The 15,593-nt window shown below is 70.9% G+C and carries 15 protein-coding genes; 7 read left to right on the forward strand and 8 right to left on the reverse strand.

Annotated features, from left to right (window positions below):
- Positions 1–32: 32 nt before the first annotated feature.
- From ACIO3R_RS29460 to ACIO3R_RS29490, 7 genes are all read right to left on the reverse strand, one after another.
- Positions 33–491, reverse strand: a complete 459-nt coding sequence (locus ACIO3R_RS29460) for a hypothetical protein (RefSeq protein ID WP_385038038.1) — start codon at positions 489–491, stop codon at positions 33–35.
- A 157-nt stretch (positions 492–648) separates the two neighbouring features.
- Complete coding sequence (locus ACIO3R_RS29465; RefSeq protein WP_385038035.1) at positions 649–2,064, reverse strand: NAD(P)/FAD-dependent oxidoreductase; 1,416 nt, start codon at positions 2,062–2,064, stop codon at positions 649–651.
- A 22-nt stretch (positions 2,065–2,086) separates the two neighbouring features.
- Complete coding sequence (locus ACIO3R_RS29470) at positions 2,087–2,890, reverse strand: ABC transporter permease (protein ID WP_363025160.1); 804 nt, start codon at positions 2,888–2,890, stop codon at positions 2,087–2,089.
- Positions 2,890–3,816, reverse strand: a complete 927-nt coding sequence (locus ACIO3R_RS29475; protein WP_402110048.1) for an ABC transporter permease — start codon at positions 3,814–3,816, stop codon at positions 2,890–2,892. Before ACIO3R_RS29475 ends, ACIO3R_RS29470 begins: the two co-directional genes overlap by 1 nt.
- Positions 3,813–4,961, reverse strand: coding sequence for an ABC transporter ATP-binding protein (locus tag ACIO3R_RS29480; protein WP_385038031.1), 1,149 nt, complete (start codon positions 4,959–4,961; stop codon positions 3,813–3,815). Before ACIO3R_RS29480 ends, ACIO3R_RS29475 begins: the two co-directional genes overlap by 4 nt.
- Positions 4,962–5,014: 53 nt before the next feature.
- Positions 5,015–6,265, reverse strand: coding sequence for a PotD/PotF family extracellular solute-binding protein (locus ACIO3R_RS29485; RefSeq protein ID WP_385038028.1), 1,251 nt, complete (start codon positions 6,263–6,265; stop codon positions 5,015–5,017).
- Positions 6,266–6,308: 43 nt separating this feature from the next.
- Positions 6,309–7,823, reverse strand: a complete 1,515-nt coding sequence (locus ACIO3R_RS29490) for a gamma-aminobutyraldehyde dehydrogenase (RefSeq protein ID WP_402110050.1) — start codon at positions 7,821–7,823, stop codon at positions 6,309–6,311.
- A gap of 206 nt (positions 7,824–8,029) precedes the next feature.
- On the opposite strand from ACIO3R_RS29490, the gene ACIO3R_RS29495 reads away from it, so the two are divergent.
- Positions 8,030–8,602 carry an NADAR family protein gene (locus ACIO3R_RS29495; protein WP_402110052.1) on the forward strand — a complete coding sequence of 191 codons (573 nt, stop codon included), beginning with the start codon at positions 8,030–8,032 and terminating at the stop codon, positions 8,600–8,602.
- Between the two features lie 122 nt (positions 8,603–8,724).
- On the opposite strand, the gene ACIO3R_RS29500 is transcribed toward ACIO3R_RS29495, so the two are convergent.
- Positions 8,725–9,573 (reverse strand): DUF4190 domain-containing protein, encoded by an 849-nt coding sequence (locus ACIO3R_RS29500; protein ID WP_402110053.1) that lies wholly within the window; start codon positions 9,571–9,573, stop codon positions 8,725–8,727.
- Positions 9,574–9,697: 124 nt separating this feature from the next.
- On the opposite strand from ACIO3R_RS29500, the gene ACIO3R_RS29505 reads away from it, so the two are divergent.
- From ACIO3R_RS29505 to ACIO3R_RS29530, 6 genes are all read left to right on the forward strand, one after another.
- Entirely contained in the window at positions 9,698–10,732 is a 1,035-nt protein-coding gene (locus tag ACIO3R_RS29505) for an adenosine deaminase (RefSeq protein WP_402110055.1), read from the forward strand.
- 24 nt (positions 10,733–10,756) lie between these two features.
- Positions 10,757–11,461 carry a glycerophosphodiester phosphodiesterase gene (locus ACIO3R_RS29510; protein WP_385040101.1) on the forward strand — a complete coding sequence of 235 codons (705 nt, stop codon included), beginning with the start codon at positions 10,757–10,759 and terminating at the stop codon, positions 11,459–11,461.
- Positions 11,462–11,525: 64 nt separating this feature from the next.
- On the forward strand, positions 11,526–12,332 hold the full coding sequence (locus ACIO3R_RS29515; protein ID WP_385040104.1) for an SAM-dependent methyltransferase: 807 nt from the start codon (positions 11,526–11,528) through the stop codon (positions 12,330–12,332).
- Between the two features lie 103 nt (positions 12,333–12,435).
- Positions 12,436–13,530 carry a sensor histidine kinase gene (locus tag ACIO3R_RS29520; RefSeq protein WP_385040116.1) on the forward strand — a complete coding sequence of 365 codons (1,095 nt, stop codon included), beginning with the start codon at positions 12,436–12,438 and terminating at the stop codon, positions 13,528–13,530.
- Positions 13,527–14,219 (forward strand): response regulator, encoded by a 693-nt coding sequence (locus ACIO3R_RS29525; protein ID WP_385040107.1) that lies wholly within the window; start codon positions 13,527–13,529, stop codon positions 14,217–14,219. The genes ACIO3R_RS29520 and ACIO3R_RS29525 overlap by 4 nt, the downstream gene beginning before the upstream one ends.
- Positions 14,220–14,328: 109 nt before the next feature.
- Positions 14,329–15,528: a serine hydrolase domain-containing protein gene (locus ACIO3R_RS29530; RefSeq protein WP_402110056.1), complete on the forward strand. Its 1,200-nt coding sequence runs from the start codon at positions 14,329–14,331 to the stop codon at positions 15,526–15,528.
- Positions 15,529–15,593: the final 65 nt, after the last annotated feature.

The raw sequence follows: 15,593 nt of genomic DNA on the forward strand, positions 1-15,593 counted from the left end.
TCCGGTTGTCAAGACCTCTGGCATCCGGCCACCTAATCGATGTCCCCCGCCGCAGCCGCTCCCGCGGCTTCGTGCATCGCGAGTTCCAGCAGCGTGGCGTCGGTGAGCGTGCCCGATCCGTCGGGCGGAATCAGCCAGCGCACCCCGCCGGCGGCCCGCCTCGGATACGGCACCACGATCCAGGTGCCCCGGCCCGCGCCCCTGATCCCCGTGCCGATCCAGCGGTCGGTGGTGCCCGGCGGCACGAAGAACCCGATGCGCGCGTCGCCGAAGTCGGCGAGGACCGGCCCCGGCCGGCCGATGAGCCGGGTGAGCACATCGAGCGTCGGCCGGCCCAGCTCCCCCGGCAGGATCAGCACGTCCCAGCGCTTACCGGCGGGAAGCAGCGCGATCCCCTGCGGATTGCGCTCCCACTCCCACCGGCAGGCGCCGGGATCCGGTGCCACCGACACGAGCCACTCGACCGCTGCCTTGACCTCCGAGCCAGTCATGGCCCGCCTCCGTTCCGTGTCGCACGGCAGGGTTCTGCCGGTGCGTTCACGGGAGAGAGCGGGGCGGGACCGATCCATTACGCGGGTTTGGCTACCAACCAGTAGTGAACTGGGTCACGTGGGCCCGGCCGAGCGGCGCCGCAGGTCACAGGCGGGTTCAGCTGTCGAAGCCGAGCCCCATCCGGTCCATCGTCCGCAGCCACAGATTGCGGTGGCCGCCGTTGTCGTCGGCCCTGGCCAGGGAGCGCTTCGTCAGCTCGATCCCGGCCCAGGCCAGCGGCTCCGGCGGAAACGGCATCGGCTTGCTGCGCACCATCTCCAGCGCGGTCCGCTCCGTCCGCTCGCCGGCGAGGAGGTCGAGCATCACATCGGCGCCGAACCGGGTGGCCCCGACGCCGAGTCCGGTGTATCCGGCGGCATAGGCGACCCGGCCCTGATGGGCCGTACCGAAGAACGCGGAGAACCGGGAACAGGTGTCGATGGCGCCGCCCCAGGCATGCGTGAAACGCACTCCCGCCAATTGCGGGAAGCATGCGAAGAACTGCCCGGCGAGCTTCAGGAACGTTTCCGGCCGCTGGTCGAGATCGGCGCTGAGCCGGCCCCCGAACGGATAGATCGCGTCGTATCCGCCCCACAGGATCCGGTTGTCCGCGGAGAGCCGGAAGTAATGGAACTGGTTGGCGCTGTCCCCCAGGCCCTGCCGGTTCCGCCAGCCGATGGCGGCGAGCTGTTCGGCGGTCAGCGGCTCCGTCATCAGTGCGTAGTCGTAGACCGGGACGGTGTACGGGCGCACCCGCTTCACAAGTGACGGGAAGATGTTCGTGCCGAGGGCGACGCGGCGGGCGAGGACCTTTCCGTACGGGGTGCGGACCGCCATTCCGGTTCCGGTTCTGGCCAGCTCCAGGCCACGGGTGTGCTCGTAGATCCGCACCCCCAGGTCGAGACAGGCCTGCTTGAGGCCCCAGGCCAGCTTGGCGGGGTGCAGCATCGCGACCCCGCGGCGGTCCCAGAGGCCACCCAGGAATGTCGGTGAGTCGACATGGGCGCGCAGTGCCTCGCGGTCGAGGAACTCGACGCCGCCGAAGCCGCGTCGCTCCAGCTCCTGGTGCCATTCCCGCAGCTCTTCGAGCTGGTGGGGCTGGGTGGCGACATCGATTTCACCGGTGCGCTCGAACTCGCAGTCGATGCCGTAGCGGGCGACCGCCTCCTCGATGGCGTCGAGGTTGCGCGCGCCCAGCTCCTCCAGCTTCCCGATCTCCTCGGGCCAGCGCTCCAGCCCGTTGGGCAGGCCGTGGGTGAGGGAGGCGGCGCAGAATCCGCCGTTGCGGCCCGAGGCGGCCCAGCCCGTCTCGTGCCCCTCGATCAGTACGACATCGCGTTCCGGTTCGCGCTCCTTGGCGAGCAGCGCGGTCCACAGTCCGCTGTAGCCGGCGCCGATGACGAGGAGATCGCAGTGCTCGTCGCCGATGAGCGCGGGGAGCGCTTGCGGCCTGCCGGGGTCGTCCAGCCAGAACGAGACGGGCTTCGCGTCGGCGAGTGACTGGGCGGCGGTGCTCATGGCAACTGGGGCCATGTTTTCCAACTCCTTCGGACTTTCAGGGTCGTGCGCTGTTCTTGCGCCGGTTCGCGATGAGCTGGCCGGCGAGAACCACCAGTACCGCAATGATGAACATTGCCGTGCCGATGACGTTGATCTGCACGGGCGTGCCGCGCTGTGCCGAGCCCCAGACGAACATGGGGAAGGTCACGGTGGAGCCCGCGTTGAAATTGGTGATGATGAAATCGTCGAAGGAGAGCGCGAATGCGAGCAGCGCTCCCGCGGCGATTCCGGGGGCGGCGATCGGCAGGGTGACCCGTACGAAGGTCTGCACGGGTCCGGCGTACAGATCGCGCGCCGCCTCCTCCAGCCGGGGGTCCATCGACATGACGCGCGCCTTGACCGCCGTCGTGACGAAACTGAGGCAGAACATGATGTGCGCGATGAGGATCGTCCAGAAGCCCAGCTGCGCGCCCATGTTGAGGAACAGCGTGAGCAGCGACGCGGCCATGACGACCTCGGGCATCGCCATCGGCAGGAAGATCAGCGAGTTGATCGCGCCGCGCGCCCGGAAGCGGTAGCGGACCAGGGCGAACGCGATCATCGTGCCGAGCACGGTCGCGCCGACCGTGGCCCAGACGGCGATCTGGAGGGAGAGCGAGAGCGAGCCGCACATGTCGGCCACTCCGCAGGGGTCCTTCCAGGCGTCCAGCGAGAAGCGCTGCCAGGAGTAGTTGAACCTCCCGTTGGGCTTGTTGAAGGAGAACACCATCACGACGATGTTCGGCAGGATCATGTAGGCGAGGGTCAGCAGACCCGCGATGACGATGAGGTGGCGTCGCAGCCAGCGCAGTACGGGCATCAGACCAGGTCCTCCGTCCCGGAGCGGCGGATGTAGAGGGTGACCGCGATCAGGACGACCGCCATGAGGATGAACGAGAGCGCGGCCGCCGTCGGATAGTCGAGGACGCGCAGGAACTGGGTCTGGATGACGCTGCCGACCATCTTGGTGTCGGTGGAGCCCAGCAGTTCCGCGTTGACGTAGTCGCCGCTGGCCGGGATGAAGGTCAGCAGGGTGCCGGAGACCACGCCCGGCATGGAGAGCGGGAACGTCACCTTGCGGAAGGTGGTGGCGGGGGTGGCGTACAGGTCCCCGGCGGCCTCGTGCAGCCGGCCGTCGATCCGTTCCAGCGAGGTGTAGAGCGGCAGGATCATGAACGGCAGGAAGTTGTACGTGAGACCGCAGACCACGGCCATCGGTGTGGCCAGCACCCGGTTGGACTCGGTCCAGCCGAGCCAGCTGGTGACGTCCAGGACGTGCAGGGTGTTCAGTACGTCGACGACCGCGCTGCCGTCCGCGAGGATCGTCTTCCAGGCGAGCGTGCGGATCAGGAAGCTGGTGAAGAACGGGGCGATGACCAGCACCAGCACCAGGTTGCGCCAGCGTCCGGCCTTGAACGCGATGAGGTAGGCGAGCGGGTAGCCGAGCAGCAGGCAGAGGATCGTGGCGGTGCCCGCGTAGAGCAGGGACCGGATGAACTGCGGGTAGTAGTCGGTCAGCGCGTCCCAGTACGTCTGGAAGTGCCAGGTGACCTCGAAGCCCTTCTCCAGGGATCCGGTCTGTACGGAGGTCGACGCCTGGTAGATCAGCGGCAGCGCGAAGAAGACGACGAGCCACAGGATGCCGGGGAGCAGCAGCCAGTAGGGGACGAGGCGCTTGCGGGTGGAGGGCTTGCGCACCTTCGGCTCCTCGACGGGAGCGGGTGGCGCCTCCTGGGTGACGCTCACGCCGCGTCCTCCACCGTCTCCACACCGGCGTCGATGTCCTGGGTGGCGTCCAGGCCGAAGGTGTGTGCCGGGTTCCAGTGCAGGACGACCTCGGCGCCGGCGGTGAGGCCCGCGCGCCGCTCGACGTTCTGCTCGTACACGTGGAGGGCCTTGCCGGCCGGGCTCTCCACCACGTACTGCGTGGAGACGCCGATGAAGCTGGAGTCGACGATCCGTCCGGTGACCCGGTTGCGGCCCTCCGCTATCTCGTCCGCGTCGTCGCGGTGCGTGAGGGAGATCTTCTCGGGGCGGATGCCGAGGAGCAGCTTGCCGCCCTGCGTGGTCGGCTCCGGACAGCGGGCGGCGGGCAGCCGGAGCTTCCCGCCGCCGGCTGACACGACGGTGTCGGTGCCGGTGGAGAGGACTTCGCCCTCGATGAGGTTCGAGGTGCCGAGGAAGTTGGCGACGAACGTCGTCCTCGGGTTCTCGTAGAGATCGGCGGGGTCGCCGAGCTGCTCGACCCGGCCGGCGTTCATCACCGCGACGGTGTCGGCCATGGTCATGGCCTCCTCCTGGTCGTGGGTGACATGGACGAACGTGATGCCGACCTCGGTCTGGATGCGCTTGAGTTCGAGCTGCATCTGGCGGCGCAGCTTGAGGTCGAGGGCGCCGAGCGGCTCGTCGAGGAGGAGCACCTGCGGGTGGTTGATCAGGGCGCGGGCGACGGCGACGCGCTGTTGCTGGCCGCCGGAGAGCTGGTGGGGTTTGCGCCGGGCGAAGTCGCCGAGCTCGACGAGCTCCAGCATGTCGTCGACCTGCTTCTTGACCGACTTGATGCCGCGCCGGCGCAGTCCGAAGGCGACGTTCTCCGTGATGTCGAGGTGCGGGAAGAGCGCGTAGCTCTGGAAGACCGTGTTGACGGGCCGCTTGTACGGGGGGAGGCCGGTGATGTCGCGGCCGCCGAGCGAGACGGTGCCGGTGGTGGCCTCCTCCAGGCCCGCGATCATCCGCAGGGTGGTGGTCTTGCCGCAGCCGGACGCGCCGAGCAGCGCGAAGAAGGAGCCCTGCGGGACGGTCAGATCGAGCGGTTGGACGGCGGCGAAGGAGCCGTACGTCTTGCTGATCCCGGTGAGGCGGACATCGCCGCCTGTCTGCTGCTGTGTCATGGATCGCAGTCCCAGTGGTGTCAGGGGAGATCGGGGGGAGGGAGGGCGTGGCGTCAGGCGCCGATGAGCTTGGCGAACTTCTCCTCGTACGCCGTCTCTTCCTCGGCGCTCAGGGACCGGAAGGCGTGCGAGGCGGACGCCATCTTCTTGTCCGGCAGGATCAGCGGGTTGTCGGCCATCGAACGGTCGATCCTCGCGAGTTCCTCGCGGACCCCGTCGACCGGGCAGACGAAGTTGATGTACGCGGCGAGTTCGGCGGCGACCGGTGGCCGGTAGTAGTGGTCGATGAGCTTCTCGGCGTTGGTCTTGTGCCGCGCCTTCACCGGAACCAGCATGTTGTCGCTGGATATGACGTAGCCCGCGGCGGGTATCGCGTACTTGACGTCCGGGTTCCCGGCCTGGAGCTGGATGATGTCGCCGGCCCAGGCGACGCAGGCGGCGATGTCGCCCTTGTCGAGATCCGCGGTGTAGTCGTTGCCGGTGAAGCGGCGGATCTGGTTCCTGTCGACGCCCTTCTGGAGGCGGCCGATCGCTGCGTCGTAGTCGGCGTCGGTGAAGGTGCCGGGGTCCTTGCCCATGTCGAGCAGGGTCATGCCGATGGAGTCGCGCATCTCCGAGAGGAAGCTGACCCGGCCCTTGAGCTGGGGGTCGTCGAGCAGCTGGCTGACGGAGTCGATCCGGCGGCCGCCGGTCGCCTTGGAGTTGTAGGCGATGACGGTGGGGATCCCGGCCCAGGGGTAGGAGTAGGCGCGGCCGGGGTCCCAGTCCGGGGAGCGGAACTGGGCCGAGAGGTTGGCGTAGGCGTGCGGCAGGTTCGACGGGTCGAGCTTCTGCGCCCAGCCGAGGCGGACGATGCGGGCGGCCAGCCAGTCCGTGACGCAGATGATGTCGCGGCCGGTGTCCTGCCCGGCCGCGAGCTGCGGCTTGATCTTGCCGAAGAACTCGACGTTGTCGTTGATGTCCTCGGTGTACTTGACCTTGATGCCGGTCCGCTCGGTGAACTGCTCCAGGGTGGGCCGGTGCTTGCCGTCGTCGGTGACGTCCATGTACTCGGTCCAGTTGGAGAAGTTGACCTGCTTCTCCTTGGCCGAGTGGTCGTCGGAGGCCGCCGCGGCGTCCCCCTCCCGCTTCGCGGGAGGGATTCCGCACGCGCTCAGCGCGCCCAGCCCGCCGAGGGTGAGCGCGCCGGTACCGGAGGCGCGCAGCAGCGATCGGCGGGTGAGTGCTCCCCTGCCGCTGGTCAGAGTGCGACGCATCGCGGCCAGTTGGGCCGCGGAGAGACGCTCGGGCTCGTACTGCTCCATGCGCGTTGCCCTTTCGGGTGGGTGTGCGGCCGGACCGGCCGGGTTATCGGTCCCCGAAGATCGTGCGGTGCCAGTCCTTGCGGGCGACCGCGGTGTTGTCGTACATGACGTGCTTGACCTGCGTGTACTCCTCGAAGGAGTACGACGACATGTCCTTGCCGAAGCCGCTGGCCTTGTACCCGCCGTGCGGCATCTCACTGATGATCGGAATGTGGTCGTTCACCCAGACGCAGCCCGCCTTGATCTCGCGGGTGGCGCGGTTGGCCCGGTACAGGTCGCGGGTCCAGGCGGAGGCGGCGAGCCCGTAGGGGGTGTCGTTGGCCAGCGCGATGCCTTCGTCGTCGGTGTCGAAGGGCAGCACGACCAGGACCGGGCCGAAGATCTCGGACTGGACGATCTCGCTGTCCTGGGCCGCTCCGGCGATCAGCGTCGGCCGGTAGTAGGCGCCGTCGGCCAGTTCGCCGCCGGGGGCCTCGCCGCCGGTGACGACGGTGGCGTAGGCGCGGGCGCGCTCGACGAATCCGGCGACCCGGTCGCGCTGGGCGTGGCTGATCAGCGGGCCGAGGTCGGTCTCCGGGGCGAAGGGGTCGCCGACCCGGACGGTCGCCATCAGCTCGGCGACGCCCTGCACGAAGGCGTCGTACAGCGGGCGCTGGACGTAGGCGCGGGTGGCCGCCGTGCAGTCCTGGCCGGTGTTGATGAGGGAGCCGGCGACCGCTCCGTTGACCGCGGCCTCCAGGTCGGCGTCGTCGAAGACCAGGAAGGGGGCCTTGCCGCCGAGTTCGAGGTGGAGGCGCTTGACGGTCGAGGTGGCGATCTCCGCGACCCGCTTGCCGACGGCGGTGGATCCGGTGAAGGAGGTCATCACGACGTCGGGGTGGCCGACGAGGTGTTCACCGGCGTCCTTGCCGGCGCCGGTGACGATGTTGATCACGCCGTCCGGGATGCCGGCCTCGGTGGCCGCCTGCGCGAACATCAACGAGGTCAGCGGGGTGATCTCGGCGGGCTTGAGCACGATGGTGTTGCCCGCGGCGATGGCCGGGAGGACCTTCCAGGCGGCCATCTGGAGCGGGTAGTTCCAGGGGGCGATGGAGCCGATGACGCCGATCGCCTCACGCCGTACGTACGAGGTGTGGTCGCCGTCGTACTCGGCGGCGGACTTGCCCTCCAGATGGCGGGCGGCGCCCGCGAAGAACGAGGTGTTGTCGACGGTTCCGGGCACGTCGAACTCGGTGGAGAGCTTGACCGGCTTGCCGCACTGGAGGGACTCGGCGTACGCGAAGTCGTCCGCCTGCCCGGCGAGGACGGCGGCGAAGCGGTGCATGGCCTCTGACCGTTCGGCCGGGGTGGCTCCCGACCAGCCGGGGAAGGCGGCACGGGCGGCGGCGACCGCCGCGTCGACATCGGCGGTGCCCGCCAGCTCGTACGTGTAGACGGTCTTGCCCGTGGCCGGGTTCACCACGTCGTGGCTGCGTCCCGATGTGCCGGGTCGCAGTCTTCCTCCGATGTACTGCGCGCCGTCCGCGAAGCGGTCCTGTACCTGGAAGCTGTTGCCCATCACGCTCTCCTCCGCCGCTGTCCCCGGAGTGCGGGGCGGCGTAGCTTCTGCTCGATTTGAGTGCCGATCCTGACAGAGGGGACCGAGCCCAACAAGTGATTCCGTTGTTGCCTTTTGGTTACGCAACGGAATCTGTCGACCATGTGTCGCGTCAGTGCGGAATTCCCCGTACGTAGTGTCAGTGGCGGATGCCAGACTCCCGTGTCATGGAACACATCGATGACCTCGTGGCGCGGACCGGCCGGGGCGAGAGGGTGAAGTTTCTGAGGTTCTGGGGGCACCGGCCGCGCCCCGAGGGAACGATCGGGGCGAGCTGCCTCAGTCAGTGGTGGCTGTCGCCGTTCACGGTCGACGGGGTGACGTACGCGTCGGCCGAGCACTGGATGATGGCCGGCAAGGCGCGGCTGTTCGGTGACGCGGAGGCGGAGACCACGGCGGTGGCGGCGAAGAGCCCGGCCGAGGCGAAGAAGGCGGGCCGGCTGGTCCGCGGTTTCGACGAGGCCCTCTGGGAGCGCGAGCGGTACGGGCTCGTGGTGGCGGGCAGCCGCCACAAGTTCGGCCAGGACCCGGCGCTGCGGCAGTTCCTGCTGGGCACGGGCGACCGGGTACTGGTCGAGGCGAGCCCGATGGACCGGATCTGGGGCATCGGGCTGGCGGCGGACGATCCGCGTGCGGAGGACCCGGCGGCCTGGCGGGGGCTGAATCTGCTCGGGTTCGCGCTGATGGACGCGCGGACCGGGCTGCGTGCCGCGGCTGGGGCGGAGGCCCCGGCCATATGAGACGGCCCGTGGGGCGGTGGGTCGAATTCCCACCGCCCCACGGGCCACGCGCGACAGCGCGAAGGGGGGTCACCGGGAACGTCCGGTGACCGCGGCGGCACCGTCACACCGCCGGCCGGCCTTTACCGCGGCACACCGACGGCCGGGGAATCGACGACCAGCGACGCCGACATCGGCTCGTAACCGGAGTCACTCTCCTCTTCGAAGTGGTCACCGGTGGCGGCCCAGATGACCACCCCCAGGAACACGGCGCTGACGACGATGCCGACCGAGCCGAGGATGATGCCCGCGAGGGCCACGCCGCCGTTGTCCGCCTCGCCCCGGCTGACCCGGCCCCGGCCTATCAGACCGAAGATCAGCGCGAGCACGCCGAGGATCACGCCGAGGCCGTACATGCAGAAGACGGCCACCGCGATGATCCCGAGCACCATGGAGGCGATCCCGAGCCCGTTCGCGGGCTGGGGCCCGCCCCAGACGGTCTGGCCGTAGCCGGGGTATCCCGGGTAGCCGCCGCCGTACTGCGGGGCCTGCGGGGCCGGGTAGCCGTACTGACCGGCGGGCTGCTGGGGCGCCGGGTAGCCGTACTGGCCGGCGGGCGGCGGGGGCGCCGGGTAGCCGTACTGACCGGCGGGCGGCGGGGCCTGCTGACCCGGACCGTTCGGGCCGACCGGCGGTGGCGGTACGGCCCCCGGGCCGTACCAGCCGCCGGGGCCGGACGGCTGCCCCGCCTCCGGTGGGACGCCGAATCCGGCCCCGGGTGCGGGGCCGTTCCCGGCACCCGGCTCCCCGCCCGCGTCAGGCCCGGGGCCCGGTGCGGTGGGCGGCATCGAGGTGACGGTCCGCTGGTCGTGGACGGCCGGCGGGCCGGCGTCCTCGGGCTCCTTCTTGTCCAGCGGCACCCTGTTGTCCGGCGGAGCCCACGGATCGCGCGGCACGGCCCCGTCCGCGGGCTGCTCTGTGTTGTCTGACATGGGCCTCCCCCATCGTGATGCCCGTCATGCTACGGCCAGCCCCCGTCCTACGATGACTTCCGTCCCCCGCCCGGTTCCCCCATGGGGCCGGGCCCCGCACCACCCCCTGCCCCCGGAGGATCCGATGACCGATCTGCACCCCTTCATCGCGGGGCTGCCCAAGGCCGAACTCCATGTTCACCACGTCGGTTCGGCCTCGCCCCGCATCGTCGCCGAGCTGGCCGCGCACCACCCCGACTCCAAGGTCCCCACCGCCCCCGAGGCGCTGGCCGACTACTTCTCCTTCACGGACTTCGGCCACTTCATCGACGTCTACCTCTCGGTCGTGGACCTGGTCCGCACCCCGGAGGACGTCCGGCTGCTGACCTTCGAGGTCGCCCGCGACATGGCGCGGCAGAACATCCGTTACGCGGAACTGACCGTCACCCCCTTCTCCTCGACCCGCCGAGGCATTCCGGAGCAGGGCTTCATGGAGGCCATAGAGGATGCCCGCAAGGCGGCGGAGGCCGAGCTCGGGGTGGTGCTGCGCTGGTGCTTCGACATCCCCGGAGAGGCCGGACTCGAAGCCGCCGAGGAGACCACCCGGCTCGCCCTGGACCTGCGGCCGGAGGGGCTCGTCTCGTTCGGCCTCGGCGGCCCCGAGATCGGGGTGGACCGCCCGCAGTTCAAGCCCTACTTCGACCGAGCCATCGCCGCGGGCCTGCACTCCGTACCGCACGCCGGCGAGACCACCGGACCGCAGACGGTCTGGGACGCGCTGACCACGCTGCGCGCCGAACGCATCGGCCACGGCACCAGCTCCGTCCGCGACCCGGAGCTGCTGGCGCACCTCGCCGAGCACCGCATCGCGCTGGAGGTCTGCCCCACGTCGAACATCGCGACCCGCGCGGTGGCGGACATCGAGCAGCACCCGGTCCGGGAGATGGTGGAGGCCGGTGTGCTGGTCACGATCAACAGCGACGACCCGCCCATGTTCGGCACCGACCTCAACAACGAGTACGGGGTGGCGGCCCGCCTCCTCGGCCTCGACGAACGGGGGCTCGCCGCGCTCGCGAAGAACGCCGTCGAGGCGTCCTTCCTCGACCCGGCCGGCAAGCGCACGCTGAGCGGCGAGATCGACACGTACACGACGAGCTGGCTGGAGGGCACCGGCCGGTGACCCTCCGGTGGTGACAATGGCCCCATGGCCACCCCTGTCACCGCTGTCGCCCATCGCGGCGATCCGTACCGTGTCCGCGAGAACACCCTCCCCTCGATCCGCTCCGCCCTCCAACGGGGGGCGGACGCGGTCGAGATCGATGTCCGGGTCACCCGCGACGGCGTGCCTGTCCTGCTGCACGACGCCACTCTGGCGCGGCTGTGGGGCCATGACCTGCGGCTGGACCGGCTCACCCGGCAGGAGCTGACCGAGCTGACGGCAGGGGGCGTGCCGACCCTGCGCGAGGCGCTGCTCGCCGTCGGGGCGCACCGCGTCATGGTCGATGTGCCGGGCTCCACGGAGGACTCGGTGCGGAAGATCGTCGGGACGGTCCGGGAGTGCGGGGCCGGTGAGCGGGCCTACTACTGCGCGGGCCCGGAGGCGATGCTGCGGGTACGGGCCGCCGATCCGTCCGCCGAGATCGCGATGACCTGGACGACCCTCGCACCGCCGCGGGCGGCCCTGCTGGCGGCGGTGCGGCCGCGCTGGCTGAACTACCGGTTCGGCCTGGTGAGCCGGGAGCTGGCGGACCGCAACCACCGGGACGGGCTGCTGGTCTCCGCCTGGACGGCGGACACCGGGCGCACCATGCGACGGCTGCTCCGCCACGGGGTGGACTCCATCACCACCAACCGGATCGATGTGCTGCACACCCTGATCACCGGCTCCGCGGGAGACGCCGCCCCTTGATCGGTCCGGCATCATGGACGCACCTCATCGTCCCGATGCCAGGCCAGGCGCCAGAGGAGCAGACGTGTCCGATCCCCGCAGCAACTCCTTATCCGCCCGGGTCCGTTCCGACATCGCCCACAACGCCCGGGTCTGGAACTACTGGCTCGGCGGGAGGGACCACTTCCCGGTGGACCGGGCGGTCGGCGACCGGGTCAGCGGCATGTACCCGAGCATCGGCGAAGTGGCGCGGGCCGACCGGGCGTTCCTGGGCCGGGCGGTGCGGTATCTGGCCGGTGACGCGGGCATCGGCCAGTTCCTGGACATCGGTACCGGTCTGCCGACCGCGGAGAACACCCATGAGGTCGCGCAGCACACCGCGCCCGACGCCCGTGTCGTGTACGTCGACAACGACCCGATCGTGCTGGCGCACGCCCGCTCGCTGCTCACCAGCTCGCCGGAGGGTGCGACCGAGTACATCGACGCGGACGCCCGCCACCCCGAGGAGATCCTGCGGGCGGCCCGGCCGACGCTCGACCTGGAGCAGCCGGTCGCGGTCATGCTCCTGGGCATCCTCAACTTCGTCCTGGACACGGACGAGGCGCTGCGCATCGTGCGGCGGCTGATGGAGGCGGTGCCGTCGGGCAGCTATCTGGTCCTCACCCATCCCACGCTGGAGCTGGGCGGCGAGGGCAACGAGGCGGCGATGCGGTTCTGGAACGAGAACGCCACGCCCCCGATCACCGCCCGCAGCCGCTTCGAGTTCGCCGCGTTCCTGAGCGGGATGGACCTGGTCGAGCCGGGGATCGTCTCATGCGCGCACTGGCGGCCCGCGCCCGGCACCCGGGCCACCGGGGTGGCCCAGTTCGGCGCGGTGGCGCGGAAGCGCTGAGGGCGCCCCGGTGCACATACGGGACGTCACGGCGAGGGTCCTCGCGGCCGGGCCGCGCACCGTCGACCTGCTCATCGCCCTGCTGGTGCAGGCCGCCGTCACCATGCCGTTCGTCGTGCCACGCGCCCCGGAGCTGCCGGCCGCGACATGGACGTCGTACGGGCTGACGACCCTGCTGGTGCTGCCGCTGGTGGCCCGCCGCCACGCCCCCGTCGCGGTGCTCATCGCGGTGCTCGCGGCCGGCGCCCTGTACAAGTTCGCCGTCGACGGGCCGGGCCAGCCGCTCCCGTACACCGGACTGGTGGCCTTCTACACCGTGGCCGAGCTGTCCTCGCCGCCGAAACGGAGCGCCATCGCGCTGATCACGGCGGTTGCGGTGCTGGCCTCGACCGGGCTGGACAGCACCGACATGCGGGAGCTGCTCTTCTCGCTGTTCGTGTTCGCCGCGGCCTACGCCTTCGGCCGGCTCGCCGTGACCCGGAAGGCGTATCTGCGGGCGGTGGAGGACCGGGCCCGCCAGCTGGAGCTGACGCACCGCATCGAGGCCGAGCAGGCCGCGGCCCGCGAACGGGCCAGGATCGCCCGGGAGATGCACGACATCCTGTCCCACGCGGTCAGCCTGATGATCGTCCAGGCGGAAGCGGGACCGGTGGCGGTGCGTACGGCACCGGACCGGGCGGAGGCCGCGTTCGACGCGATCTCGGAGACGGGCCGCGACGCCATGGTGCAGCTGCGACGCATGCTCGGCGTGCTGCGCGAGAACGACGAGCCCGCCGGCGCACCGCGCGAACCGCAGCCGGCGCTGGCCGGGCTGCTGGGGCTCGTCGAGCGGGTGCGCGGCAGCGGCCTCGCGGTGTCGTACGAGGTGACGGGCGATCCGCGGGCGCCGGGGCCGGCCGTCGAGACGACCGTCTACCGGATGGTGCAGGAGGCCCTGACCAACGTGGTCAGGCACGCGGACGCCGAGACCGTCCGGATCCGGCTGGACCACGGCCCCGGGGAGCTGACCCTGACGGTCACCGACGACGGGCGCGGCCCCGGGGCCGGCACCGGTCTGGGGCTGATCGGCATTCGGGAACGCGCCGCCGCGCACGGAGGCACGGCGCGCACCGGTCCGGCGCCGGGCGAGCGGGGGTTCGAGGTGAGGGTGACGATTCCGAGGACGGCACCGGACAGAACAGCAGGGGTGGGGCATTGACGATCCGTGTGGTGGTGGCGGACGACCAGGAGCTGGTACGCAGCGGCTTCGCGATGATCCTGGACGCGCAGCCGGACATAGAGGTGGTGGCGGAGGCGGGCGACGGTGCGGAGGCGGTGGAGGCGGTACGGCGGCTGGCGCCGGAGGTGGCGCTGCTCGACATCCGGATGCCCGGCACGGACGGCATCGAGGCGTGCCGCGCGATCAGTGCGCGGACCGGCTGCCGGACGGTCATGCTGACGACCTTCGACTCCGACGAGTACGTCTTCGAGGCGCTGCGCGCGGGGGCGAGCGGCTTCCTGCTGAAGGACGTCCGCCGCGACGACCTGGTGCACGCGGTACGGGTGGTGGCGGCCGGGGAGTCACTGCTCGCACCGTCGGTGGCGCGTCGGCTGATCGCCGAGTACACCTCGCGCCCGGCCGCCCCGGCGGTCATGCCGTCGGCGCGCCTGGACGTGCTGACCGGCCGTGAGCGCGAGACGCTGCTGCTTCTGGCCCGCGGTCTGTCGAACGCGGAGATCGCGGCCGCGCTGGTGGTGAGCGAGCACACGGTGAAGACCCATGTCGGCAATGTGCTGTCCAAGCTGGGGCTGCGCGACCGGATCCAGGCCGTGATCTGTGCGTACGAGTGCGGTGTCGTCACTCCCTCGCCGGAGGGAGGGACGGTCCCGGCTCCCCCGCGCGGGTGAGGAATTCCGGTGCCGAGGACCGCCCGGCCGGGTGATCCGTCCGGGCGCCCGGATCAACAGGATTGATTCCGAAGGCAGTTACGGATACCGCACCCCGGAGGCACCGGCCATGAACACCCGCACCACACGTATCGTCCTCGCCACGGCGCTGGCCCTCGGCATCGCCGGGGCAACCGCCGCGCCCGCCTCCGCCGGGGACCGCGTCCCGGCGGGCGCGCACCCCGCCCCGGGCCCGTCCACCGGTCGGGCACCGGACGCCGAGGCGCTGCGGGCCGCGATCAGCGGGCTCCCGGCGGACGACGCGACGGCCGCGCTGGTCCGGGTCGGCGGCACCGACGGCGCCTGGCGGGGCAGCGCCGGCGTCCACGATCTGACCTCCGGCCGCCCTGCCGACCCGGACGGGCGCTTCCGGGTCGGCTCGGTCACCAAGGTCTTCACGGCTGCCGTGGTGCTGCAACTGGCCGGCGAGGGGAAACTCGACCTCGACCGGCCGGCCCGGCCCTACCTGCCGGACCTGATCCCGGCGGCGTACGGGCAGGTCACCGTGCGGCAGTTGCTGAACCACACGAGCGGCATCCCGTCCCCGGACCCGGGCAACGGCGACACCCTGGAGGAGTGGTACGCGCACCGCTTCGACCCGCACGATCCGGTGGACGACGTGCGCGACGCGACCGCGCTCGAACCGGACTTCGCACCCGGCACGCAGCAGCACTACGCCAACATCGGCTACACCGTGGCAGGGCTGCTGATCGAGCGGGTCACCGGTGACACGTACGCCTCGCAGGTCTCGCGCCGCATCCTGAAGCCCCTGCGGCTGGGCGACACGTACTTCCCCGGCACCGATCCGGCGATCCGCGGCCCGCACAACCACGGCTACCAGGTCTTCGGGCCGTCCGGCGAGCTGCGTGACGTCACGGTGTGGGGGGCGAGCGACGCGTGGGCCGCGGGGGAGCTGATCTCGACCACCGCCGACCTGGAACGCTTCACCGAGGCGCTGTTCGGCGGCCGGCTGGTGCGGGGACCGCTGCTCCGGGAGATGTTCACGCTGCCGGACGCGTCGGTGCGCGAGTACGGCACGGGCAAGCCCGCCGCGTACAGCGCGGGCCTGTCGGTGATCAGGCTGGGCGGCCGCGAGGTGTGGGGCAAGACGGGCGGCCGCTGGGGCTACAACACGGCCATCGCCGCCACCCCCGGCCTGTCCAGGACGCTCGTCTACAGCGTCAACGCGACGGACGCGAAGGGTGCGGACATGAACGCCACGGCGATGAACATCATGGTGGCGGCGTTCGGGGCACCGGACACGGAGTGAGCGGGGCGCACGCGACGCCACCGGGCCGCCCGGATCCGTGTCCTGGATCCGGGCGGCCCGGCGAA

The sequence above is a fragment of the Streptomyces sp. NPDC087428 genome (assembly GCF_044744085.1).
In the GTDB taxonomy this organism is placed as follows: Bacteria; Actinomycetota; Actinomycetes; order Streptomycetales; family Streptomycetaceae; genus Streptomyces.

Bases quoted from the DNA above. Each gene is read 5' to 3' on its own strand.
- ACIO3R_RS29510 (WP_385040101.1), top strand. From the start codon at position 10,757: ATGGCCACCCCTGTCACCGCTGTCGCCCATCGCGGCGATCCGTACCGT.
- ACIO3R_RS29480 (WP_385038031.1), bottom strand. From the start codon at position 4,961: ATGACACAGCAGCAGACAGGCGGCGATGTCCGCCTCACCGGGATCAGC.
- ACIO3R_RS29470 (WP_363025160.1), bottom strand. From the start codon at position 2,890: ATGCCCGTACTGCGCTGGCTGCGACGCCACCTCATCGTCATCGCGGGT.
- ACIO3R_RS29485 (WP_385038028.1), bottom strand. From the start codon at position 6,265: ATGGAGCAGTACGAGCCCGAGCGTCTCTCCGCGGCCCAACTGGCCGCG.
- ACIO3R_RS29505 (WP_402110055.1), top strand. From the start codon at position 9,698: ATGACCGATCTGCACCCCTTCATCGCGGGGCTGCCCAAGGCCGAACTC.
- ACIO3R_RS29530 (WP_402110056.1), top strand. From the start codon at position 14,329: ATGAACACCCGCACCACACGTATCGTCCTCGCCACGGCGCTGGCCCTC.
- ACIO3R_RS29465 (WP_385038035.1), bottom strand. From the start codon at position 2,064: ATGGCCCCAGTTGCCATGAGCACCGCCGCCCAGTCACTCGCCGACGCG.
- ACIO3R_RS29460 (WP_385038038.1), bottom strand. From the start codon at position 491: ATGACTGGCTCGGAGGTCAAGGCAGCGGTCGAGTGGCTCGTGTCGGTG.
- ACIO3R_RS29520 (WP_385040116.1), top strand. From the start codon at position 12,436: ATGCCGTTCGTCGTGCCACGCGCCCCGGAGCTGCCGGCCGCGACATGG.
- ACIO3R_RS29500 (WP_402110053.1), bottom strand. From the start codon at position 9,573: ATGTCAGACAACACAGAGCAGCCCGCGGACGGGGCCGTGCCGCGCGAT.
- ACIO3R_RS29490 (WP_402110050.1), bottom strand. From the start codon at position 7,823: ATGGGCAACAGCTTCCAGGTACAGGACCGCTTCGCGGACGGCGCGCAG.
- ACIO3R_RS29495 (WP_402110052.1), top strand. From the start codon at position 8,030: ATGGAACACATCGATGACCTCGTGGCGCGGACCGGCCGGGGCGAGAGG.